Origin of the sequence: Proteus sp. NMG38-2, from assembly GCF_020640995.1 — a bacterium.
GTDB lineage: Bacteria > Pseudomonadota > Gammaproteobacteria > Enterobacterales > Enterobacteriaceae > Proteus.
In genome coordinates this window covers 2,841,282-2,864,086 of the sequence record NZ_CP085481.1, presented here as the reverse complement: position 1 = coordinate 2,864,086, position 22,805 = coordinate 2,841,282, and the positions used below count along the sequence as shown (strand labels likewise).

The 22,805-nt window shown below is 36.8% G+C and carries 16 protein-coding genes and 9 tRNA genes; 14 read left to right on the top strand and 11 right to left on the bottom strand.

Annotation, left to right across the window (positions count from 1 at the left end; all coding sequences use genetic code 11):
- Window positions 1-38: 38 nt before the first annotated feature.
- Window positions 39-992, bottom strand: a complete 954-nt coding sequence (cysK, locus tag LG402_RS13735; protein ID WP_109407302.1) for a cysteine synthase A — start codon at window positions 990-992, stop codon at window positions 39-41.
- Window positions 993-1,228: 236 nt separating this feature from the next.
- Here cysK and LG402_RS13730 point away from each other — a divergent pair, with 236 nt between their 5' ends.
- Window positions 1,229-1,759: a hypothetical protein gene (locus LG402_RS13730; RefSeq protein WP_109407301.1), complete on the top strand. Its 531-nt coding sequence runs from the start codon at window positions 1,229-1,231 to the stop codon at window positions 1,757-1,759.
- Between the two features lie 114 nt (window positions 1,760-1,873).
- On the opposite strand, the gene cysZ is transcribed toward LG402_RS13730, so the two are convergent.
- Window positions 1,874-2,644, bottom strand: coding sequence for a sulfate transporter CysZ (gene cysZ, locus LG402_RS13725; RefSeq protein WP_210812930.1), 771 nt, complete (start codon window positions 2,642-2,644; stop codon window positions 1,874-1,876).
- Window positions 2,645-2,870: 226 nt separating this feature from the next.
- Between cysZ and zipA the strand changes: the two genes are divergently transcribed.
- The 4 genes from zipA to LG402_RS13705 all read left to right on the top strand — a co-directional run bounded on the left by zipA (window position 2,871) and on the right by LG402_RS13705 (window position 7,779).
- Window positions 2,871-3,902: a cell division protein ZipA gene (gene zipA, locus LG402_RS13720; protein ID WP_208105217.1), complete on the top strand. Its 1,032-nt coding sequence runs from the start codon at window positions 2,871-2,873 to the stop codon at window positions 3,900-3,902.
- 57 nt (window positions 3,903-3,959) lie between these two features.
- Window positions 3,960-5,987 carry an NAD-dependent DNA ligase LigA gene (gene ligA / locus LG402_RS13715; protein ID WP_227335754.1) on the top strand — a complete coding sequence of 676 codons (2,028 nt, stop codon included), beginning with the start codon at window positions 3,960-3,962 and terminating at the stop codon, window positions 5,985-5,987.
- A 228-nt stretch (window positions 5,988-6,215) separates the two neighbouring features.
- On the top strand, window positions 6,216-7,400 hold the full coding sequence (locus tag LG402_RS13710) for a NupC/NupG family nucleoside CNT transporter (RefSeq protein ID WP_036935465.1): 1,185 nt from the start codon (window positions 6,216-6,218) through the stop codon (window positions 7,398-7,400).
- A gap of 163 nt (window positions 7,401-7,563) precedes the next feature.
- The gene (locus tag LG402_RS13705; RefSeq protein ID WP_023581656.1) at window positions 7,564-7,779 is read left to right on the top strand and encodes a DUF3820 family protein; all 216 of its coding nucleotides are present in this window, start codon (window positions 7,564-7,566) and stop codon (window positions 7,777-7,779) included.
- A 2-nt stretch (window positions 7,780-7,781) separates the two neighbouring features.
- On the opposite strand, the gene LG402_RS13700 is transcribed toward LG402_RS13705, so the two are convergent.
- A complete protein-coding gene (locus tag LG402_RS13700) occupies window positions 7,782-8,222 on the bottom strand; it encodes a MarR family winged helix-turn-helix transcriptional regulator (RefSeq protein ID WP_166540764.1) in 441 nt (146 codons plus the stop codon).
- Between the two features lie 180 nt (window positions 8,223-8,402).
- Here LG402_RS13700 and LG402_RS13695 point away from each other — a divergent pair, with 180 nt between their 5' ends.
- Window positions 8,403-9,158, top strand: a complete 756-nt coding sequence (locus LG402_RS13695) for an SDR family NAD(P)-dependent oxidoreductase (RefSeq protein ID WP_166540763.1) — start codon at window positions 8,403-8,405, stop codon at window positions 9,156-9,158.
- A gap of 61 nt (window positions 9,159-9,219) precedes the next feature.
- Here the strand turns inward: LG402_RS13695 and LG402_RS13690 are convergent.
- From LG402_RS13690 to gltX, 3 genes are all read right to left on the bottom strand, one after another.
- A tRNA-Ala gene (locus tag LG402_RS13690) sits at window positions 9,220-9,295 on the bottom strand.
- A 26-nt stretch (window positions 9,296-9,321) separates the two neighbouring features.
- Window positions 9,322-9,397: transfer RNA gene (locus LG402_RS13685), tRNA-Ala, on the bottom strand.
- A gap of 157 nt (window positions 9,398-9,554) precedes the next feature.
- Window positions 9,555-10,973: a glutamate--tRNA ligase gene (gltX, locus tag LG402_RS13680; protein WP_109407295.1), complete on the bottom strand. Its 1,419-nt coding sequence runs from the start codon at window positions 10,971-10,973 to the stop codon at window positions 9,555-9,557.
- A gap of 319 nt (window positions 10,974-11,292) precedes the next feature.
- Here gltX and LG402_RS13675 point away from each other — a divergent pair.
- From LG402_RS13675 to LG402_RS13640, 8 genes are all read left to right on the top strand, one after another.
- Window positions 11,293-11,368: transfer RNA gene (locus LG402_RS13675), tRNA-Val, on the top strand.
- 39 nt (window positions 11,369-11,407) lie between these two features.
- A tRNA-Val gene (locus tag LG402_RS13670) sits at window positions 11,408-11,483 on the top strand.
- Window positions 11,484-11,526: 43 nt separating this feature from the next.
- Window positions 11,527-11,602, top strand: a tRNA-Val gene (locus LG402_RS13665).
- A gap of 41 nt (window positions 11,603-11,643) precedes the next feature.
- Window positions 11,644-11,719, top strand: a tRNA-Lys gene (locus tag LG402_RS13660).
- 38 nt (window positions 11,720-11,757) lie between these two features.
- Window positions 11,758-11,833: transfer RNA gene (locus tag LG402_RS13655), tRNA-Lys, on the top strand.
- Between the two features lie 40 nt (window positions 11,834-11,873).
- Window positions 11,874-11,949, top strand: a tRNA-Lys gene (locus tag LG402_RS13650).
- A gap of 14 nt (window positions 11,950-11,963) precedes the next feature.
- Window positions 11,964-12,039 (top strand) — tRNA-Val (locus LG402_RS13645).
- A 2,175-nt stretch (window positions 12,040-14,214) separates the two neighbouring features.
- Window positions 14,215-14,517 (top strand): helix-turn-helix domain-containing protein, encoded by a 303-nt coding sequence (locus LG402_RS13640; protein WP_166540761.1) that lies wholly within the window; start codon window positions 14,215-14,217, stop codon window positions 14,515-14,517.
- Between the two features lie 590 nt (window positions 14,518-15,107).
- Here LG402_RS13640 and LG402_RS13635 read toward each other — a convergent pair.
- From LG402_RS13635 to phsA, 5 genes are all read right to left on the bottom strand, one after another.
- The gene (locus LG402_RS13635; RefSeq protein ID WP_227335753.1) at window positions 15,108-16,157 is read right to left on the bottom strand and encodes an ABC transporter substrate-binding protein; all 1,050 of its coding nucleotides are present in this window, start codon (window positions 16,155-16,157) and stop codon (window positions 15,108-15,110) included.
- Between the two features lie 12 nt (window positions 16,158-16,169).
- Window positions 16,170-18,338, bottom strand: coding sequence for a TonB-dependent receptor (locus tag LG402_RS13630; protein ID WP_227335752.1), 2,169 nt, complete (start codon window positions 18,336-18,338; stop codon window positions 16,170-16,172).
- A 278-nt stretch (window positions 18,339-18,616) separates the two neighbouring features.
- Entirely contained in the window at window positions 18,617-19,396 is a 780-nt protein-coding gene (gene phsC, locus LG402_RS13625; RefSeq protein ID WP_109407292.1) for a thiosulfate reductase cytochrome B subunit, read from the bottom strand.
- On the bottom strand, window positions 19,393-19,971 hold the full coding sequence (locus tag LG402_RS13620) for a 4Fe-4S dicluster domain-containing protein (protein ID WP_109407291.1): 579 nt from the start codon (window positions 19,969-19,971) through the stop codon (window positions 19,393-19,395). The genes phsC and LG402_RS13620 overlap by 4 nt, the downstream gene beginning before the upstream one ends.
- A gap of 14 nt (window positions 19,972-19,985) precedes the next feature.
- Complete coding sequence (phsA, locus tag LG402_RS13615) at window positions 19,986-22,265, bottom strand: thiosulfate reductase PhsA (RefSeq protein WP_227335751.1); 2,280 nt, start codon at window positions 22,263-22,265, stop codon at window positions 19,986-19,988.
- Between the last annotated feature and the right edge of the window lie 540 nt (window positions 22,266-22,805).

Here is a 22,805-nt window from a genome sequence, read left to right as displayed (position 1 = left end):
CTTTTTTAATAAATATTTTACAATTGAGATGATGCGATTTAGCTATCAGAAATGTCAGCAAAAAGTGGTGTGCTTAAATAACGTTCACCTGAAGAAGGTAAAATTACCACAATTTCTTTGTTTGCAAATTCGGGTTCTTTTGACAGTTTTACGGCGGCTGCAATCGCTGCTCCAGAAGAAATCCCCGCTAAAATACCTTCTTTGGTCATTAATTCTCGCGCAGTATCAAAAGCTTCTTCGTTTGTGATCTGAATAACGCGATCCAGTAATGATAAATCTAGGTTTTCAGGGATAAAACCAGCACCAATACCTTGGATTTTATGAGGACCTGGTTTAATCTCTTCACCAGCTAAGGCTTGTGTAATAACAGGGGAACCAGTTGGTTCAACCGCAACCATTGTTACTGCTTTACCTTGAGTCTTTTTCAAGTAACGACCAATACCCGTAATAGTACCGCCTGTGCCGACACCTGCAATTACAGCACCGACTTCACCATCAGTGTCGTTCCAAATTTCAGGGCCTGTGGTTTTTTCATGAATTTCAGGGTTAGCTGGATTACTAAATTGTTGTAGTAGGAGATAACGGCTAGGATCGCTATCACGAATTTCATTGGCTTTATCGATAGCCCCTTTCATGCCTTTCGCGCCATCAGTTAGCACTAAGTTGGCGCCTAATGCTTTGAGTAGTTTTCGGCGTTCAACGCTCATGGTGTCAGGCATGGTTAGCGTCAATTTGTATCCGCGTGCAGCTGCAACATAGGCAAGTGCAATCCCTGTATTACCACTTGTCGGCTCTACAAGTTCAACACCTTCTTTTAGGATACCTTTCTTTTCAGCATCCCAAATCATGTTGGCACCGATACGGCATTTCACACTAAAGCTTGGGTTACGAGATTCCACTTTAGCTAGAATGTTTCCATTTCCGAAATGCTTTAAGCGAATTAAGGGAGTGTGTCCAATAGTTTGCGAGTTGTCTTCGAAAATCTTGCTCATTTTTATCCTCGGTACATGATTTTTTATAAGGTCAGATGAAATTACCATACGCCATCAAGACAAAGATGGAAATAAGCTTTATGAATAACCTTATAACTTTTTCTTCTTTTTATTCCAAAAGGTTCTAATCAAGAGTGAGTGAGAAGATTCACAAATTAATAAATCAAGAGATGTGCAGTATATTGATGGCTGATAATCTATTTTTAACTACGTTTATTGTAAATACAGGGGTCATAATGGAAACTATTGAAGAGTTGATTAGCGCACTGGAACTCGCTGTACCTGAATTAGACGCGCAAGCTTTGCGTGAAAATTTACCTGAGTCTGATGCTCAAGAAGATGTACTTAATTGGCTATACGAATCACTCTCTGCTCAAGGATTAATGGATTATGTGGAATGGACAGAATATTTTGGTGATATTCCTGATTTGAAATCCTTAGAACAAATTTCTTTGTCTGAATCACCTAGCGCATTGATTTTATCTCAAGTTGAAAATATTGATTGGGATGAGGTGAGTGTTGATCCTTATATGTTGCCTTATGAATTACCTTATCTGGAATATATTAACCACTTTTTGACAGAAAAAGGGTTACGGTTAGTGGATCTCACACCGTTTGAAAATGCGTATATTTTCTGTATTCGAGACGATGAAGAGCTGATTGAAAAATTAGATGGTGCTTTAAATATCTTTGAAATGGGCATCAATGAACGTGAGCCGATGGATAGAGAAGAAACGAAAGATTATATTCGTTCACTCATTGAGTAATATGTTCAATTGCTAAATAAACACAATTAGCATTTTAAATATAACCTATAAAATAAAACCCCGTTTTAATAAAACGGGGTTTTTCAACATGATCGATAAGCGACGAGATAATGCTTACCACTGCCCTTGTTGTGTATGTTGTTTGCGATAACGATCGCACCACATTGCTGTTGCACCACAAATAGCGACAGGCATGATGACTAAATTTAGAATAGGGATCATGGTAAAAATATTAATAATCATACCAAATTGAAGATTATTCCATTTGTCCTGTTTGAGTGAGGATTTCATCGCTGCAAATGAAATTTTATGGTTATCAAATGGGAAGTCATTATATTGAATTGCCATCATCCAAGCACCAAAAGCAAACCATAAAATAGGAGCAACAGTTTGTCCGACAACAGGGATAAAATAAAGTAATAACAAGACAATAGCTCGAGGTAAATAATAAGCTATTTTGGTTAATTCACGTTTTAGAATACGTGGAATATCTTTTAATATACCCGTAACTCCCGTATCTGGTGGTGCAATACCGGTTATTTGACCTTCTAATTTTTCAGCCAACAGACCATTAAAAGGAGAGGCAATAATATTAGCTAAGGTGCTAAAGAAATAAGTGAACACCAATAAAATAAAAATAACGGATAATGGCCAAATTAAATAGCTTAGCCATTGTAACCAATCAGGGACTTTTTCCATCATCCAATTGACCATATCGCCAATTTGACCATATAACCACCAAAAGGCACTTCCGAGAATAATAATATTGGCAAGTAACGGCAAGATAACAAAACGTTTTAGCCCTTTGCGTGTAATTAAACGCCAACCAAGAGCAAAATAATGAAATCCATTTAAATTTTTATTCGTTTCTGTCAAATTTGTCATACTTCCTATTCTCTCCAATGAGGGCAAGCTAGTATCATATAGGGAGATAATCAGCCTTACTAGTCATGAATTGTCTAAAAAATGCGCATAAGAGATTGAAGTGTGTATCTTTGTGACAAGAAAATTAAGTATTGGCTTGCACTTATGAGCATTGGCAAATACTCTTAGTAAAAAGTAATATTCGCCAACGTGGCTATTAAACCTCAAGACAACAGAGATAGAAATGATGCAGCAAAATTTGCGTCTGATATTAATCGTTGTTGGTGCGATTTTAATCATAGCTTTGTTATTACACGGCTTATGGATTGGTCGAAAAGAGCGTTCTAAGCTTTTCCGTAATCGCCCAGTAAAACGTCAGAAACAGAATTATCAGTCAGATGAGAACGATGACGAACCACAATATGCTGAGACTAGTCATCAGACATCAACTTTATCCTCTACTGAAAAGCGGGAGAGTGAGCTACCGATAAAATCGGAGTCTCTACATGAACCTGAATTTTCGGTGGCAGATAGAGATCCATTAATGTCTGAGAACCAAGCAAAAGGGCATTCTAATGAAACATCACTACAACAAGAGCCAAGCCTTGGAGTATTTGATGTTATTGAAAAAGAATCTGCACCTGTTGTTAGGGATGAGCCAAGACAAGCTCCAGTGGTCAATGTAGCGGGTGAAATAAAATCACACGTTAATACAAGCTCATCGGTGAGCTCAGAGCCTTCGATTTCAGAGACAACGGCTCATGTGACTCCTGCTGAAACTGAATCTTCGCATCATGCTCCGGCTGAAGAGCCAAAAACGGGATCTGCGCCAGTTGTAGAACCTGTAGAAGAAGCAGAGAAAGAGCTGGTTATTGTCTTAAACGTAAGTGCGCACCATGGTCAAATGTTGGATGGTGAAATATTGATGCAAAGTATTATTCAAGCTGGATTCCAGTTTGGAGAAATGAATATTTTCCATCGTCATCTAAATCCAACGGCTAATGGTCCTGTTTTGTTTAGCTTAGCCAACATGGTGAAGCCGGGAACCTTTGATATAGATACCATGGCTGAATTAACCACACCAGGTGTCTCTATGTTTATGATGGTGCCATCTTATGGTGATGCTAACCAAAACTTTAAATTGATGTTGCTTGCAGCTCAACGTATTGCATCTGATGTGGGAGGAGTTGTACTTGATGATGAGCGCAAACTCTTAACACCACAAAAAATCGAGCTTTATAAATCTAGAATTCGCAGGACGCTGGATTTAAATCAATAGTTTCTATCTGTAAAAAAGCCCCCGCTTGCGGGGGTTTTTCTTCTTTGGTGATAAATCATGAATAAAAATACTCAACAAAAAATTGATAAACTTCGCGTTACCTTACGTCACCATGAATATCTTTATCATGTCATGGACGCGCCTGAAATACCTGATGCTGAATACGACCGCTTAATGAATGAGCTAAAAGCATTAGAAGCCCAACATCCTGAATTAATTACCTCGGATTCACCTACACAACGTGTTGGTGCATTACCACTCACTGCATTTGAGCAAGTGAGACATGAAATTCCAATGTTGTCTTTAGATAATGCTTTTGATGAAACCAGTTATCAGGCATTTGATAAGCGTTTGCGAGATCGTTTAAAAAATAGTGAAGAAATCACTTTTTGCTGTGAATTAAAACTTGATGGACTTGCAGTTAGCTTACTTTATGAAAATGGAGTTTTAGTACAAGCTGCAACGCGAGGGGATGGTACAACAGGAGAGAACATCACTGAAAACGTAAGAACCATTAAAGCTATTCCATTGCGTTTATATGGTGAAAATATTCCTGCACGTATTGAGATCCGTGGTGAAGTCTTTATGAATGAAAAAGGCTTTGAATATTTAAACGAAGAAGCTCGTCGCACTGGGGGAAAAGTATTTGCTAACCCTCGTAACGCAGCAGCGGGATCTTTACGACAACTTGATCCGCGTATCACAGCGAAACGTCCATTAACCTTTTTCTGTTATGGCGTTGGTGTACTCGAAGGTGGTGAGTTACCTACAAGCCACTATGCCCGTTTACAACTATTTAAAGAATGGGGATTACCTGTCAGTGATGCAGTAAAACTGTGTACTGGTAGTAAAGCCGTTCTTGAGTTTTATCATCATGTAGAAGAAATTCGCCCTAACTTAGGCTTTGATATCGATGGTGTCGTTATTAAGGTGGATGATATTGCGCTGCAAGAAGAGCTGGGTTTTGTCTCAAGGGCACCACGTTGGGCTATTGCTTATAAGTTCCAAGCTCAAGAGCAAATGACGATTATCAAAGATGTTGAATTCCAAGTAGGGCGTACTGGTGCAATTACCCCAGTTGCCCGTTTAGAGCCTGTGCAAGTTGCTGGTGTTGTCGTGAGTAATGCTACATTACACAATGCTGATGAAATCGAACGCTTGGGATTGCGTATTGGCGATACTGTGGTTATTCGTCGTGCGGGTGATGTTATTCCTCAGGTTGTTAGTGTGATTGAAGAGAAACGTCCTGCTGATGCACAAGAGATTATTTTTCCAACGCAATGCCCAATTTGCCAATCTGATATAGAGCGTATTGAAGGCGAAGCGGTAGCGCGTTGTACTGGGGGATTAATTTGTGGTGCACAACGTAAAGAAGCGCTTAAGCATTTTGTTTCTCGTCGTGCGATGGATGTTGATGGTATGGGCGATAAAATTATCGACCAATTGGTTGAAAAAGAGTATGTCAAAACACCAGCAGATCTTTTTCGTTTAGATGAGAAAATCTTGTCTGGTTTAGAGCGAATGGGTGAAAAATCAGCAAAAAAATTAATTGCTGCATTAGATAAATCAAAATCAACAACATTTGCGCGTTTTATTTATGCTCTTGGAATTAGAGAAGTTGGTGAAGCAACGGCAAGTGGATTAACCGCTCATTTTTCTACGCTTGAAGCATTACGAAATGCAGATGTTGAAGCACTAAAATCAGTCCCAGATGTGGGAGATATTGTGGCTAAGCACGTTGTGAATTTCTTCCAAGAAGAACACAATAAAACGGTTATTGATCAGCTAATTAATGACGCAGGCATTACATGGCAAGCACCAGTAATAGTCACTCATGAAGCGGGAGATAATCCTTTTGCTGGTAAAATCGTAGTGTTAACTGGCTCACTATCACAATTAACACGCGATGAAGCAAAAGATAGATTAGTGGCTTTAGGGGCAAAAGTGAGTGGAAGTGTCTCTAAAAAAACCGATATGGTGATTGCAGGTGAAGCGGCAGGTTCTAAGTTAGTGAAAGCTAACGAGTTAGGGATAGACGTTATTGATGAAGATGAAATGATAAGATTACTTGATCAATCTAAATAATCACTCTATTATTTAGTAAATGCTACTGAGAAACGCTCTCAGTAGCATTTTTCACTTAAGTGAAATTTACATTTAATGTTTCTTTAGTAACTTATAAAGTGTGATCAACCTATCTTATTTAATAAATAGTGTGTATGCGGTTTCATGATATTGTGACAATAGTCACATCCTAATGTTACGCGTTACATAAAATGCTCCTCAAGATTTATTTTTATTTTTGGAGCATGCATGTCTTCTATCATTCACTTCGTTTTAGCACTCGCCGTTATTGGCGCATTAGCATTCATTGCGAGTAATAATCGCAAAGGGATCCGTCTGCGTTATATCGTGCAGTTATTAGTTATTGAAATCGCATTAGCATGGTTCTTCCTCAACTCTGATGTTGGTGAAGGTTTTGTTCGTGGTTTTGCTGGATTATTTGATCACTTATTAGGTTACGCTGCCCAAGGTACTGAATTTGTATTCGGTGGCATGATGAAAGGTGGTTTAGCATTCTTCTTCCTGAATGTATTATGTCCAATTATCTTTATTTCTGCATTAATTGGTATTCTTCAACATATCAAAGTATTACCTTTCGTGATCCGCATTATCGGTACTGTGCTTTCTAAAGTGAATGGTATGGGGAAACTGGAATCATTCAACGCAGTTAGCTCATTAGTTCTTGGTCAATCAGAGAACTTTATTGCCTATAAAGATGTTTTAGGCAAAATGTCTCAGCGTCGTATGTACACCATGGCTGCAACAGCAATGTCGACAGTATCAATGTCAATTGTTGGTGCATACATGACAATGTTAGATCCAAAATACGTTGTTGCTGCTCTAGTACTGAATATGTTCAGTACCTTTATCGTCCTTTCTGTGATTAACCCATATTCTGTTGAGAATGAAGAAGATATTCAAATGGGTAATCTTCATGAAGGTCAAAGCTTCTTTGAAATGTTAGGGGAATACATTCTAGCTGGTTTCAAAGTTGCATTAATCGTAGCTGCAATGCTGATTGGTTTCATTGCTTTAATTGCTGCAGTGAATGCAATTTTCAGCATGATTTTTGGTATTAGCTTCCAAGATTGCTTAGGTTACGTTTTCTATCCATTAGCATGGGTAATTGGTGTACCAGAACAAGATGCATTACGTGTTGGTAGTGTGATGGCAACGAAATTAGTGTCTAACGAATTCGTTGCAATGGGTAGCTTACAAGATATCGCAGCCGATATTTCACCACGCTCAGTGGGTATTTTATCAGTATTCTTAGTTTCATTTGCTAACTTCTCTTCAATCGGGATTGTAGCAGGTGCGATTAAAGGCCTAAATGAAATGCAAGGTAACGTTGTTTCTCGTTTCGGTCTGAAATTACTGTTCGGTTCTACATTAGTGAGCTTCTTATCAGCGGCTATCGCAGGCTTGTTTGTTTAATCGCTCAAGATAAAACAGATAGCATGTGAATAAAATAACAATGTAAACCACATTACTTGTTCATCAGGTAATAAAAAATCAAGCAGTACCTTCGGGTACTGCTTTTTTTATCTTTAAATTACCCTATAATTGATCCTTTCCTTCGATAACAGCGGTATAGAATATGCTAGAAAAACAGCATCTTATTGATATAGCAAACACACAAATGCCATTTGGTAAGTACAAAGGGCGCATGTTGGTTGATTTACCTGAAGAGTATTTATTATGGTTTGCTAAGAAAGGAGAGTTCCCTGAAGGAAAACTAGGGCAACTCATGGAGATGACCCTTGCAATTAAAATTGAAGGCTTAGAAGGACTATTAAAGCCCTTAAAGCGGTGATATTAATTATTATCTAGACCTGATTTTTCAGGTGCTAATGCGTTAATAATTTTCTGACTTAATTCAATAAATAATGTTTGTTCTCCCAATGTCAAACACTCACTTATTTTTTCAGCATTTTGTTTACGACCTAATGCTGCTCTTGCTAAAAAAGCGTGGCCATCATCAGTTAAATGGGTAATAAACTCACGTTTATCTTTTTCTGAACGATACTGTGCAATAAATCCTAAGGTTTTTAACCCTCGCATAAACTTCGATAAATTTTGTCTTGAAATCGCTAACGAATGACTTAATTGGGATGGGGTTAAATCACCTCGTAAGCGCAATAATTCTAAAACATCATATTGACCCCAAGTGACTTGTTCTGGGGTATAACGAGTGCGTTGCGCGACTAATGTGCATTGTAATAATGATAATGCATTTTCTAATTCACATTTTTCCATAAATACGTCATCTCATGAATAATATTAACTAAAGTTAATTTTATCAGGTCATCCCGCGTGAAGAAACTTTATATTGATTAACTAAAGTTAATCAAATATCATGATGTATAGTTAACTTTAGTTAATTACCTTCCGATTGTACGATAAAACGAGATGTCATTGTTAATAGGTGAAATAAAAATGAAAGATTATTTTAAGGATAAAGTGATTTTAGTCACTGGTGCAAGTACAGGTGTAGGTGAAGGTATTGCACAATTGCTATTTCAACGTGGTGCGACGGTTTTCATTACCGGTAGGCATTTAGATCAAGTAATAAAAACAGCGTGTTCTATTGATATAACGGGTAAAAAAGTCATTGCTTTGCAGGCTGATATGACCTCACCTTCTCAGGTCGAAAAAATGATTGAGGCTGTTATGTCGCAAGCTGGAGCATTACATGGCTTAGTTAACAATGCAGGGATCACGGGGCCTCATAATACATCTATTGTGGATTATGAGATTGAAGATTGGAAAGCAGTAATCGATACCGATATTAATAGCGTATTTTATGGCTTGAAATATGGTATACCCGCAATATTAAAAAGTGGGGGAGGGAGTATTGTTAATCTTTCTTCATCTAATGGCGTTGTCGGTATTGCAGGTATTTCAGCATATACGGCAGCTAAACATGCCGTATTAGGGATCACTCGTTCAGCTGCACTTGAATTTGCAGATAAAGGAATAAGGATCAATGCAATAGGTCCTGGTTATGTCGATACACCAAGGATGCAAATGCTACCCAACGAAGTACGTGAATGGATGGCAGATACACACCCAATGAAACGTATGGCAACCAGAGAAGAAGTCGCTAAAACCGTTGCTTTTTTACTTTCAGATGAAAGTAGTTTCACAACAGGTGCATTTTATGCCGTTGATGGGGGTTACACTGCACAATAGAAATGAATAAGGAGTAGAAAACAAAAAATCCCGAAGATTTCTCTTCAGGATCTTGAAATTCTGGTGGAGCTAAACGGGATCGAACCGTTGACCTCTTGCATGCCATGCAAGCGCTCTCCCAACTGAGCTATAACCCCACATATTGGATTGTTCTAGAGTATATTGGTGGAGCTAAGCGGGATCGAACCGCTGACCTCTTGCATGCCATGCAAGCGCTCTCCCAACTGAGCTATAGCCCCAACATACTGGAACGGGCTTGATAATAGGCAACAAGCACAATACTGTCAATCAGTTAATCTCACATTATTTGTTGATTGCTGAAAAAGAATACAAAAAAAAGATACATTCCGTAATTTAGGAATGTATCTCTCTTAGTCAGCAAGTTTAATGTGTAAATTAAGCTTGATTTTCTCTTTCTGTAATAAAGTCTAATGCTTTATTAATACGCGCAATACTACGTGTTTTACCAATAGCATGAACAGTAACATCTAAGCCAGGAGATTGGCCAGCACCCGTTACAGCAACACGTAATGGCATACCAACTTTACCCATACCGATTTCTAATTCATCAGCGGTATCTTGAATAGCTTGGTGAACATTTTCAGCAGTCCAATCAGTAATAGCAGATAATTTATCACGAACCACTTCTAATGGTTGGCGAGCGACTGGGCGTAAATGTTTTTTCGCAGCTGTTTCTTCAAAGGTTTCGAAATCAACATAGAAGTAATGACAACTTTCAGCCATTTCTTTTAATGTTTTACAGCGTTCACCTAATAATTTGATCAGCTCAACTAATGATGGACCATTGCTGGTATCAATATTTTGTTGTTTGATATGCCAATCTAAATGAACAGCGACTTTTTCTGCTGGCAACGTATTGATGTAATGATGATTTAACCAAAGTAATTTATCAGTATTAAATGCACTGGCTGATTTGCTGATAGCTTCTAAAGTGAAGTGCTCAATCATTTCATCAATAGTAAAGATCTCTTGGTCACCATGAGACCAGCCTAAACGTACTAAGTAGTTTAATAGTGCTTCTGGCAGATAGCCGTCATCGCGGTATTGCATCACACTTACAGCATTATAACGTTTAGACAGTTTTTTACCGTCATCACCTAAGATCATTGATACGTGAGCATATTCAGGTACAGGTGCACCCAATGCTTTGAGAATATTGATTTGGCGAGGAGTGTTATTGATATGATCTTCACCACGGATCACGTGAGTAATTTCCATATCCCAGTCATCAATAACAACACAGAAGTTATAAGTTGGAGAGCCATCAGTACGACGAATAATGAGGTCATCCAATTCTTGGTTGCTAAATTCAATCGGGCCACGGATTTTATCATCAAAAATCACAGAGCCTTCTTGTGGGTTTAAGAAACGCACAACATGGGGTTCATCAGCACTGTGATTATGATTACCACCACGGCAACAACCATCGTAACGAGGTTTTTCACCTTTCGCCATTTGATCTTCGCGTAACTGTTCTAAACGTTCTTTAGAGCAGTAGCAACGGTACGCAGTGCCCGCAGATAACATCTGATCGATAACTTGGTTATAGCGATCGAAGCGTTTAGTCTGATAATAAGGACCTTCATCCCAATTCAGATTTAACCAGTTCATACCGTCCATGATTGCATCGATGGCTGGCTGAGTAGAACGTTCTAAGTCGGTGTCTTCAATACGCAGTACAAACTCGCCCTTATTGTGACGGCTATATAACCAGGAATAAAGTGCGGTGCGCGCACCACCAACATGTAGATAGCCAGTAGGACTTGGTGCAAAACGGGTTTTTATTTTACTCATTGGGATTGCCTTAGTACGTCTTACTTATATAGATAAGTAATCGTGATTATCAAAAAAACGAAATGGTTGCCTTATTTTATCACTGGATGCTAATTCCTCAATGACATTAAGCTTTTAACAGAGATAAAAATTTCAAATTGATGATGTTTTGTTTGACGAAGGCTACTCATAAGATTATTTTGGTTAATTGCTGTGTCACTTATGGTGCTAAAAAAAGCATCTTGACTAAAAATAAAACGAACAGTCATTTTCACGATAAAAATCTGATAAAAATCGTTGACTCATAGCGCAGTATCCCTATAATGCACCCCATCACGACGGGCGGTTAGCTCAGTTGGTAGAGCATCTCCCTTACAAGGAGGAGGTCGTTGGTTCGAGCCCAATACCGCCCACCATTATTTTCGTTGTGATACGTTGTATGATTTGATGTAATTGGGCGGTTAGCTCAGTTGGTAGAGCATCTCCCTTACAAGGAGGAGGTCGTTGGTTCGAGCCCAATACCGCCCACCAATTACATTAAAGCGTGGTAGTGAGAATTTAGTCATCATGAAGTGGGCGGTTAGCTCAGTTGGTAGAGCATCTCCCTTACAAGGAGGAGGTCGTTGGTTCGAGCCCAATACCGCCCACCACTTCATTCGGTTATTTCGCGCAATATCACATAATTAGGTATGGGTCGTTAGCTCAGTCGGTAGAGCAGTTGACTTTTAATCAATTGGTCGGGCGTTCGAATCGCCCACGACCCACCATTCCTAAAAATACAACATAAAGTAGTGAACATTGTGACGGGTCGTTAGCTCAGTCGGTAGAGCAGTTGACTTTTAATCAATTGGTCGGGCGTTCGAATCGCCCACGACCCACCATTCACAAAGCTACTTACAGATTTACGCAAAATTATTAAATGGGTCGTTAGCTCAGTCGGTAGAGCAGTTGACTTTTAATCAATTGGTCGGGCGTTCGAATCGCCCACGACCCACCATTTAATAATCAAGCGGGCGGTTAGCTCAGTTGGTAGAGCATCTCCCTTACAAGGAGGAGGTCGTTGGTTCGAGCCCAATACCGCCCACCACTTCTTTTTATCCTCTCTCATTACTTTCTTATTTACTTCCTATATTCTCTTTAAATAATCATGATCAGTGATTTAACGTTTTATTTTTATATGTTGTTCTACAACCTAACTAATTGATTTTTAAATTAGCTTTTCATAAGTTATCGCATCGTTTTAGCTATTACACTAACTTCAAGTGTATGCGCTTTCTAAGTCATCCTAATGGCTTCATTCATTTTCATGTACCACAGCTCGTTTCATTTTCTTTGATTCTTTCCTCTTATGCACTCTGTTTCTATATGGTTGTTTTAGCCTATTCAGACATTAAGCCTTCTACATGATGCAAAAGTTAAAAGGCGTTTTTTCAAAACGTTTTTTACATTTTGTTATGTTTATCCGGAAAATAGAGGTGTTTCCAAAGAGAAAATAAGGGCTTTCATATCTTAATTGGCATTCTATCTTTAAAACAAAGATGAGTAACTCTTTGAATACCTTCTACGTATTAGCCTGAAATATTCAAAAAACGATATTAGTATTAAAAGAAAGATCTGCTCTTTTTTTGATGATTTATAGGTTTTTTCGGTTTATTTATAAAATTAAATAACTTTAAAAACAGTATATTGAATGACTCTAACGTATTTAGTGAGCCAAAAACTCCATAAAATGAGTGGGTTAAAACATTTTTCATAACTATAAATAAACGTACATTTGATTATTTCTAATGAGGAAATTGAAGGAATAAAGATAAAAAATACAATTTTATAGTTAATCTTTCTTAATTATCATCCATTTATTACTAACGTGATGAAATTAAATGATTAAATATAATAATATTTAATTTTTTTCATTCTTCTTTTAAAGAAACTTTAAGTTAAAAATATCTACATAACTAAATGATTATTATGTTATTTTTATAAAAAATTGATATTTGTCAAAATTTGCACCATAATGAACTACGTAGTAAATGATATGAAGCAAAAAGAACTTATTTCATCATTAATTGATTTGCCATTAAGTGGTTAATTTCATTTTTTACTGAAAATGGAGAAAATTGTGCATTTGACAGGAATATAAATTATATAAAAATATTAATGTTTATTTGGGCCTAAGAATAACTCTTATATAGAATGAGTATAAATACTTAGGACATAAAAAGAATATTTCTTATGTTTTTTAACAAAATTAGATCATACCAAAATGGATATTTAACAGCTTATTCATTTTTAAATTTAATTTAAGTTGTAATAAAGATTCTGTTTTTACGCTATCCAAATGCGCGTATTTGAGTGAAAAAGAAAGAATAGAACAATGTGATGATAAAATGTTCAATTTTTATTGTGGTGAGCTCAAGTGTCGAATAACTTACTGATAAAGCAAAAAATATTTATATCAATGATTATGTTTTTTTATTGTAAAAATGAGATTTTTAATCTTATTAAAAATAAAAGGTAATTATTCATTAATAAAAATTCAAAAAAAATGATTAATTAAATGTATTGCCTATTTATGCCAATGTAATAAAGATTTATTACATCTTAAATATATTTAGCTGAAACGCTAAGGGTTTATGCTTATATAAATTAATTAACAAATGTTTAAAAGGTGATCTATATCTTAATCCTAATGTAATAATTGTAATTTGTTGATTTTAAATAATAATTTATATGAAATTATTAATTCATCAGATTTCATTGACATTACTTAAGCTATTTTAGAAAAATAGGAAAATTACCTTCTTTATGAGGTTAATTTATTATTTTAAATAAATTAGACTAATACAACTTGATTTATTTTTGCACAATTCGGGTTATCACGCTTTAAATTAAGAAGATGATAGATAATTATTCTGATTAATGAGTAAAGTTTAAGAAAAAAAAAGCGCTATTTTATAAATAAAATATTTTAACTATATGAAAACAAAGAATATATAGTGCTATCCTAGGTATTGTTTACTAGTATGAGTAAAGTACCAAGCCTTGATTGTCTTTTTTCGACTAGTTGAAAGTGTTTAAATGCGTAGTATATTATTTACATATGATAAGTCATGTTATGAATTGTAATATTTCTTATCTACTAAAAATAATATTTTATTAAAACAAAAAGGTGTCCTCGATAATATATAATTTTATATATTATTGCGCGATAACACACCATTATAAATTAGATATCAATCAAAGTGAAAAGCGAGAACATATTATGAGTAGCAAGTATCCAGTCGCTTATGCAGTTGGACAAAAAATTAAGTCATTAAGAAAATCTCAGGGTTATACTGTATTTCAGTTAGCAAAAGAGATTGATATTAGTGAGCAACAATTATTCCGTTATGAGCGTGGTGTAAACCGTATTGATATTGATTGCTTAGTTAGAGTGCTTGAAGTACTAGGCGTTAATATTGGTAGCTTCTTTGAAGAAGTAACAAGTGGAATGACTCAAGAAATTGAGCATAATGAACAACATATTCCAGCTCATTTCGATAGTAAGGCTCTTTCTATTTTCTAAAAATATCTTTAAATTAGAAGATAACTCATTTTAGAATAACTAAATTGAGTAGGATAATTCTTATATATGTATATCTTTAAGATTAGTAAATAATAAGAATTTTCTTAATTATAGAAATAAAGCCTCTATATAATATTAATGCCCTTATTAGGGCATTTTACGTTTTTATGGGAATGAAATTTTTTAATTCTCTTCAAGAAAAAGAAAAATATTATCGCAGAATATCCGAGATTTACATATCTGTAGAAATATACTCTCATACCTATTGTTATGTGTAAATTAACAGGGGATAGATACCTATAAATATAAATCTATTACTAATCAGCTCTTATATTACCTGCTATGATTTTACTTTTTGGTAACATTTTTAAAGCTATTAATGTATAACTTGTGTGCTTTATACCAAGGAATTTAAAAAGAATAAACGTTGATACGATAAAACTTGAAAAAGAGAACTGGGTCAGAAATTAGGATTAGATCAAATTTTCAAATTTAAGCATTTAATAGCAATGTAGAAATGGCAACAGATAGTCTTTATACAAGAGGAGAGCTTACAGCCTCTTCACCTTCATGATGAAAAGGCTGTTAGTTTAGTCTTGGAGTGGCGGTGTCAAAATATATTCGACCTGTTGATCGCTCAGGGAGATATTAAAAAATGTTTGGTAAAACTGTTTTGTCTCTTTGATGATATCAATGTGCTGTGTTTGCTCTGGGTATAAAATTGTTGCAAGCCATAAAAATTGTAGCGCTTCTTCTGTCGTTTCTCTGCACCACCAAAATAGACCTTTGGGATTTGTGTAGACACGACCTTCACGTACCGCAGTAATTGATTGCCATTCAGGTGAATTCTTGATGATTTCCGTATCTCTTGCATACATAGTGACAATGACATCAGGATTAGCATGAATAACTTGTTCTAAGGAAACTTCACCTGCTCGACTAGGTACATTGTCAAACCAATGTTCTGCAACATTGACTCCTCCAGCAAGTGTTATCCAATCATGATTTAGCGAAGGTGCGCCAGATGTTCTTAATGGCGACCCAAAAGCATGATAAACCTTTATTGGTTTCTTGATGCTTATCTCGCTTATGGCACTGTTTACAAGCGCCGTATTACGCTGAAAGTAAGCTAAATAATCTTTTGCTAATTGGTGGCTACTTGAGCCTAAAATTTCACCAGTAATCACGGTTCTTTCTAACAAGGCATCCATTGAGCCTGACTTTAATAATGCAACACTGATCCCTGCATTTTCTAGCGTCGTCATTTGTGCATCAGATAGCTTTCCTGTTGCAAAAAAGATTTGAGGCTGGCTAACAATTAATGTTTCGATATTCAGTGTGTCATTATTACCTTTACTGGAAATTGAAGCCGTTTTTATAGCTGGAACAATCTCAGTAAAAAAGGGAATAGTTTTGACTAAATCGGTTGTAGAAACAATTTTATCTCCAGCACCAAGCATCGCAAGGATTGCATTTTGTGCATTCCAACTCGTGGCGACTCGTTCTGGGGAATCAGGAACAGTAATTGATTGATCTTGATAATATTGAATAACTCTTTGTGCCTGTACATTGGAAGAGGTACTGAGGGCCGAAACCCCCAGTAATGCAATGCACAGGGTTTTAAAAAACCCTTTATACATTTAACTATCCCCTTAGAGTTCAATACTGACAGATGCGGAAATTTGGCGAGGTGTACCTAAGAAAGCATTAGCACCACCAATTGCACCATTTTGGTTACCAGAGAAGATAGACGCCCAATAATGTTCATTAGTCACATTATCTAAATTGAGGCGGAAAGTTGTTTTCTTATCCCAATACTGTGTTTGATAACGAGCCCCTAAATCGAGCGTGGTATAGGCTTTTGCCCACATTGTATTAGTAGTATTTGCTGCACGCTTACCAGTGTAGTGAACATTAGCGCTATAAATAACATTTGGTAAAGTAGGGTAATAGTATTCAGCTAATAAATTAGCTTGGTATTTTGGTACACCCACAACGTCTTTATTTTGAGTTTCTACATTGCCGGTATTGGTTAAGGTAGGATCTAACCAAGTCATGCTACTAAAAACGAAAAGCTCATCAGTGACTTTTCCGTTAGCAATAAGCTCTAACCCACGGTTACGTTGTTTATCTTGTTCTTTAAAGATATTGTCGTTACCCACATAGGCAAAAGGGCGCTCTAATTGGAAAATAGCCGCATTTAAATTAAGATCGCCAATTTGTGATTTAACCCCCATTTCCCATTGTTCGCTACGATAAGGTTTTAGCACTTCATTTTTGTTGTCGGCAGTGTTTGGAGCTGAATCTCCTTCTTCTAATGAATCTGCATAAGAAACATAAGTCATTACTTCAGGAATAGGTTTAAACATTAATGAGACAGCAGGGCTTAATCCATTTTCGGTGTGATTTCCACCGCCAGCACGATAAGACGTTTCTTTGATCCAGTTTTGACTTAGTGATCCCATTACTGACCATTGAGGATTAAAGGTAACGGTATCACCTAAAGTAAAGGATTGAACTTGTGAGCGGCTATTTTTAGTACGACTACCACCAGTGTAAAAACCTTTGTGTGTGGGGTCATCATAACTATATGGATTATCAATATCTAACCACGGTTGTGAATTGCATTCTAGAGGTGATTGAGGACCACATTTTTGATCTCCAGGATTAGTGCCGTAAATATCCCAACGATAACCGCTAGTGGCAAGAACTAGATCATGAGATAGTGCGCCGGTCATCACATGACCATTAACATTGACAGAGTGGCTTAAAACAGTAAAACGTCCATAAGTTGATGGAACAGATAATTCTTGTCGGAATTGCTTACCATCATTACTTAATTGGTTAGAAACAGAACGAAATCCGCGATCCGCTGTTTGATAGCCAATTGCTGCACTGATTTGCCAATCTTCGTTAAAATCATGTTTTAGTCGGCTACTTACCGTTCTGGTATGAAGATCAACACCTGCAAAAGCTTGACCATAGCCGGCTTTAGTTGGATCTGGCGCATCAGGTAATGCGGTAACTTTTGGTCCATAAGAAAATGCACCAGGGTAACCCATTTTTTTAAACCAGTAATCACTAAAATTCACTTCTAATACAGTATCAGGAGAGATATTCCAATCAAATGCGGTACTGATTAGCTGGCGACGTGTTTTGCTACCGGCGACATAACCTTTACCTTCATCATGCATTAGATTAATGCGATAACCAAAAGTGTTGTTATCATCAATAAAACCACCTAAATCAAGATGGCCTTTAAATTGGTTATCATTGACATAAGTTGCATTAAGTGATGTTAAGCGTTTTAAGGTTGGACGTTTTTGTGTGAAATTGAATTGTCCACTTGGGCTTGCTGGCCCATAAAGTGAACCTGTTAAACCATTGATAATATCTACACGCTCAAGCATTTCGATAGGAAAGGCTGTGGTAGAAATAATATTCACACCATCTAAACGAGAGTTAGCGACAACATTACCCTGCATTCCACGGTTTTGAGGACGACCAACATCCATACCACCACGTGCTTGCATTTGAGAGGAGGCATTATATTTTAAAATATCCGCAACACTGGTAACTTGTTGATTTTCAATCATGGATTGAGTGAAAGTATTTGTTGTATAAGGAGTATCTAACCATTTTTTCTCACCTAATGGCCCCATATCAACTTCACGAGTAACAAATCCCGCACCGGCTTCACTATTATTCACTGGCTGTGCAGTAACGACGATTTTTTCAGCATTTTCAGCGGCTACACTTGCTGATACAGCGAATGTTTGCGCTATAGCACAAGCTATTGTCGAAATGATAAATTTCTTCACGATAGACTCCCAAAATATATTTTTTAGTTATTTAACTCCATCGATATTAAAAAATTTATACAACGATGCTCATCGCAAATGTGATGCAATGTATATCATTGTATAGGTTTTTATATAGCGAGGATGGGCGCTGACTATACACCGAATAACATGTAAATAAAATGATATATTTGCTAATAATAAGATTATGAAATTGTTTCTGAATTAAGATCAAAAAAATGCCCGTTTACACGGGCATTTTAGATAATGATCTTTCTGTAAGGAGTAACCAGAGGGAATTAATGCTCTGCTTTTTTAGTTACTGAACCATGAGTATCATGCTTTTGGTGGCGATGATGACCATCAACCATACTGCGGAATGTCTGTGTAAAAGTGTCTCCTAATGTACATAAATAGAAGTGAGCACAAATAAACATTAATGCCACAATACCCAAAACTAAGTGTGCTTTTAACATCCAATAGCCATAACCAAGTACTTCTGGGTATAAACATAATAATCCAGTAACAAGTAACAGTGGCACTAAACCAAACATCACACCTAAGTAAGCAAGTTGTTGAAGAGGGTTAAACTTATCAGTTTCAGTTGCAGCAAAAGGATGTGGTTCACCTTTCATTATGCCATAGAGGTAAAAGCGAGCTTGTTTGATACAACGGCCAATTAATCCATTAAATCTTACTTTGTAATGTACACCGTTACTGGTTGTTAGATTAATCAGAATAAAACCAATCCAGAACGCGATAAGTACAAAACCACAGATTTTATGTAATAGCACCATTGAAGTGACATTTCCGATAGAGAAATGCCCTAAAAAGCCACTTAGTAATAATAGGATAAAAAGTAAAGCATTACCCCAGTGCCAAAAACGGATCGCTTTAGAATATAAATAAACACGCTCTTCTTCGTAATGGCCTGAATGTTTTGGTGCAAGGGCATAGCGTAGCAAGCCATGAATAACTAAAATGGCTATCATGGCAACAATTAATAAACCTGCCGCCATTAACCATACAGGCCAATAATCTGGCGTATAATGGAGTTCTGCTCCCCAGATACTAGTCATGCTTTATCCCCCTGATGGATTTCTTTACGACGGAATAAACTTGGTTTTCCGACATTATCTAATTGGTATTGATAAACGGATTTTTGTTTGATCCAAGCCTGAATTTCAGGTGAGTCGATACGACCAAAAGCAAGTGCATCCGTTGGGCATACCGATACACACGCAGGTAATTCACCCTCAGCTAATCGAGTATCTGAGCAGAAATTACATTTATCTGCGATATGCGTCATTGGGTTGATATAACGAACATGGTAAGGACAGGCACCAACACAATAATCACAGCCAATACACAACTCTTTTTTTACCTGTACGATGCCATTTTCATCAATAAAAGAGGCGCCAGTTGGGCAAACAGAAACACAAGGTGCATCTTCACAGTGCTGACATGAAACACGGAAAAATTGATAATGTGGATCACCCGCTTCATCGTTGTGTGGGCCTTGAATTTGAACTTGAAGTCGGCTGAAACCTTCAGGAATGTCATTGATGACTTTACACGCAACAGTACAGGCCTGACACCCAATGCAACGTTTTTCATCATGTAGCATGACAAATTGTTTATCATTATTGTTCATCGTTATTTTTTTCCTTAAGCACGACTAATTCTGACACCTGATGTATGCACATCAGTACCCGATACAGGACTAATTTCATGAGGTAATAAGTTGCCACAGTGAACACCTGTTGTAGTCGCTGCTGTTTTTGCACCCGCTTTTGCACCCGAACCCATATAAACAAATACGGTGTCAGGGCGAATGCCTTCAGTGATTAAAGCGTGTGCTTTTTCTTTGCCTATATTGTTTTCCAGAATGATTTCATCACCATGTTTAATACCATGGTTTTTTGCTGTTTCTGGATGAAGCCAAACTGGGTTTTCCCACATTAATTCAGCTAATAACGGTACATATTGTGTTGCACCATTAGTATGAACGGCGACTTTGCCTTGAATAAAATAAAGCTCGTCTTTTTCTTTTAATGGGAAGTTGTGGAAGCGAGGAATACCGTAATTTTCTAAACGGCTTTCTAATTCTTCAGAGTAGATTTCAATTAAGCCACTTGGTGATTTAAATGAGAGCGCTTTTTCCATTGTGTTATTGCTATCAACATGTTTGATGGCTTCTGGATATTGCTCAACAAAAGCTTTTACATAAGAAGGTTCGCGTAACAATAATGGAATACCATAAGAGACATAGCCTTTTTTATGCATCTCTTTGTATAGCGCTTCGCTACCATTAACTTGATAAAGCTGTCTTACCCCCATGTTTTCCCAAGGGAAATAAGCTTCTAATCCCAGCGCTTTACCTAATTCCATCCAAATTAACCAACTTGGTTTGGTATCACCAATAGGTTCGACAACTTGCTGGCGTAATGCATAAGCGGGATTTAAACCTGAAACATCAGCAACTTCTTCATCACGTTCTAAATAGGTGCATTCAGGTAAAAGGTAATCGGCATAAGCGGCACTTTCGCTTAAATACACGTCACAACTAACAATTAAGTCCAACTTCTGCGCTGCTTTTTCTAGCTCAGGACGGCAACTGACTGTTTGGAATGGGTTATGACGAGACATAATCCATGCTTTTGTTTGATATGGTACGCCTTCTAATGTTGAGTCGATAATCGATTGAACAATACCGCCACCTTTATTGATATATTTAAATTGAGGCGCTGTCGCATCAATGCGTTTTGCGGTAATTTCAGGCATACCTTTAACACTTGGTTTTGCCAATTCAGGAGCAATATTAATACCTGCTAATTTATTGTATTTTGCTGCTGCCTTTTTCTGATACATACCACCTTCACGTTCAATGTTGCCTAGTAAAGCATTGAAGGTGAAGATCATTCTGCGCATATTGATCTCTTCTTTATTAAAGGTCGCGCGGTGGCCTGGCATAATCAGTGCATGAGGAGCTTTTGCTGCAATTTCTCTAGCGATACGAGCAATATCTTTAGCGGGAACATCTGAGTGTGCTTGAGCCCATTCAGGGGTTGTATCTTGTAGAACTTCTTTTAATTGTGGGAAACCTACCGTAAATTTCTCAACAAACTCTTTATCGTAGAGATCTTCTTTAATTAAGATATGGCACATCGCCATTAGAACAGGTAAATCGCCACCAGGGCGGATTGAGAACCACTCGTCTGCTTTACTTGAAACGACAGATAAACGAGGATCAAAACTGACTAATTTTGCACCACGTTCTTGTGCTGTCATTAATTCATGCGTTTCAGCAACTTCAATGCCCTCATAAAGGTTATGACCAAAAGAGAGAATATATTTAGAGTTTGCTAAATCCATTGCAAGATCACCACCCATCATAACGGATGCAGCAATGGCTTTACCTGCTGGGCAAGTAGTTGCGTGTGTAAATGTATTTGGAGAACCAAATGCGGCGGCTAAATGGAAAAGGTGAGAAGAAAGCGATCCTGACTTAGATGAAAAAGAGATGCTTTCAGCTCCATAGCTTTGTTTTATTGCATTCATCTTTTCAGCTATTTCTTTATAGGCTTGTTCCCAGCTTATGACTTCCCATTCACCTGCACCTCTAGGGCCTTTGTGTTTCATGGGTTTGACAATACGGTTTGGATCGTTAACCAGACTAACGCCACTTCCACCTCTGGCGCAAATACGGCTACTTTGATGCTCTGCGTTTCTGTTTCCTTGGATAAATACAGTTTTATTGTTAACAACCTGAGCTTCTATAGGACAACGATAAGAACACATCTCACATAGACTAGGTGTTAATGTTGACTGACCCTTAAGAGAATCTACAGGATTAAATGCAAGTGCACCCGGTGGTAAACTACTCACAGTACAACCCACACATCCTATCCCCATCCCCTTAATGAAAGAACGACGACTAATACTCATATAACCTCCAGTTTCTTCTTATAGCTAAATATTATATACAGACGATTAAATAAATATTTGAAGGCGTCTCCAGTTTATTAATCCATAAGTGATGAGTTAGTTGTAAATAATAAATAATAGAGAATAAGACGTTAATAAATGTCACAAAATAAATTAACTAAAATAGACAAAATCAAATGATAATTATTTTCTTCTATTAACTCGTGTTATAAAGATTTTGAGGAGAAAGAGAGGATCTTAGAGGCTGAGGCATTTATGCTTACTTCTTTTAAATTCACTTACTTACGACATTAATTTGTTTTATTAAAGTGTATTTTAAATATATGATTAAATACAATAAATAATTGACAAAAAAGCCTATCGATATATAATTATTTATATATCGAAGTTCAACGTTATTGTAATTAATTTGTTATTTAAAAATCAAATTAAATAATATTTTTTAGCGTTATTTAAATCCAGTTTCTTCTTAAAATATATTTTGTAAAAAATAGCTAACTTATTATTTTGATGATAAATACGAATAAAAGAGAAAAATAA

Bases quoted from the DNA above. Each gene is read 5' to 3' on its own strand.
- LG402_RS13700 (WP_166540764.1), bottom strand. From the start codon at position 8,222: ATGGAAAAATGTGAATTAGAAAATGCATTATCATTATTACAATGCACA.
- cysK (WP_109407302.1), bottom strand. From the start codon at position 992: ATGAGCAAGATTTTCGAAGACAACTCGCAAACTATTGGACACACTCCC.
- LG402_RS13635 (WP_227335753.1), bottom strand. From the start codon at position 16,157: ATGTATAAAGGGTTTTTTAAAACCCTGTGCATTGCATTACTGGGGGTT.
- LG402_RS13620 (WP_109407291.1), bottom strand. From the start codon at position 19,971: ATGAACAATAATGATAAACAATTTGTCATGCTACATGATGAAAAACGT.
- phsA (WP_227335751.1), bottom strand. From the start codon at position 22,265: ATGAGTATTAGTCGTCGTTCTTTCATTAAGGGGATGGGGATAGGATGT.
- ligA (WP_227335754.1), top strand. From the start codon at position 3,960: ATGAATAAAAATACTCAACAAAAAATTGATAAACTTCGCGTTACCTTA.
- LG402_RS13695 (WP_166540763.1), top strand. From the start codon at position 8,403: ATGAAAGATTATTTTAAGGATAAAGTGATTTTAGTCACTGGTGCAAGT.
- LG402_RS13730 (WP_109407301.1), top strand. From the start codon at position 1,229: ATGGAAACTATTGAAGAGTTGATTAGCGCACTGGAACTCGCTGTACCT.
- LG402_RS13705 (WP_023581656.1), top strand. From the start codon at position 7,564: ATGCTAGAAAAACAGCATCTTATTGATATAGCAAACACACAAATGCCA.
- LG402_RS13710 (WP_036935465.1), top strand. From the start codon at position 6,216: ATGTCTTCTATCATTCACTTCGTTTTAGCACTCGCCGTTATTGGCGCA.
- gltX (WP_109407295.1), bottom strand. From the start codon at position 10,973: ATGAGTAAAATAAAAACCCGTTTTGCACCAAGTCCTACTGGCTATCTA.
- LG402_RS13640 (WP_166540761.1), top strand. From the start codon at position 14,215: ATGAGTAGCAAGTATCCAGTCGCTTATGCAGTTGGACAAAAAATTAAG.
- zipA (WP_208105217.1), top strand. From the start codon at position 2,871: ATGCAGCAAAATTTGCGTCTGATATTAATCGTTGTTGGTGCGATTTTA.
- phsC (WP_109407292.1), bottom strand. From the start codon at position 19,396: ATGACTAGTATCTGGGGAGCAGAACTCCATTATACGCCAGATTATTGG.
- cysZ (WP_210812930.1), bottom strand. From the start codon at position 2,644: ATGACAAATTTGACAGAAACGAATAAAAATTTAAATGGATTTCATTAT.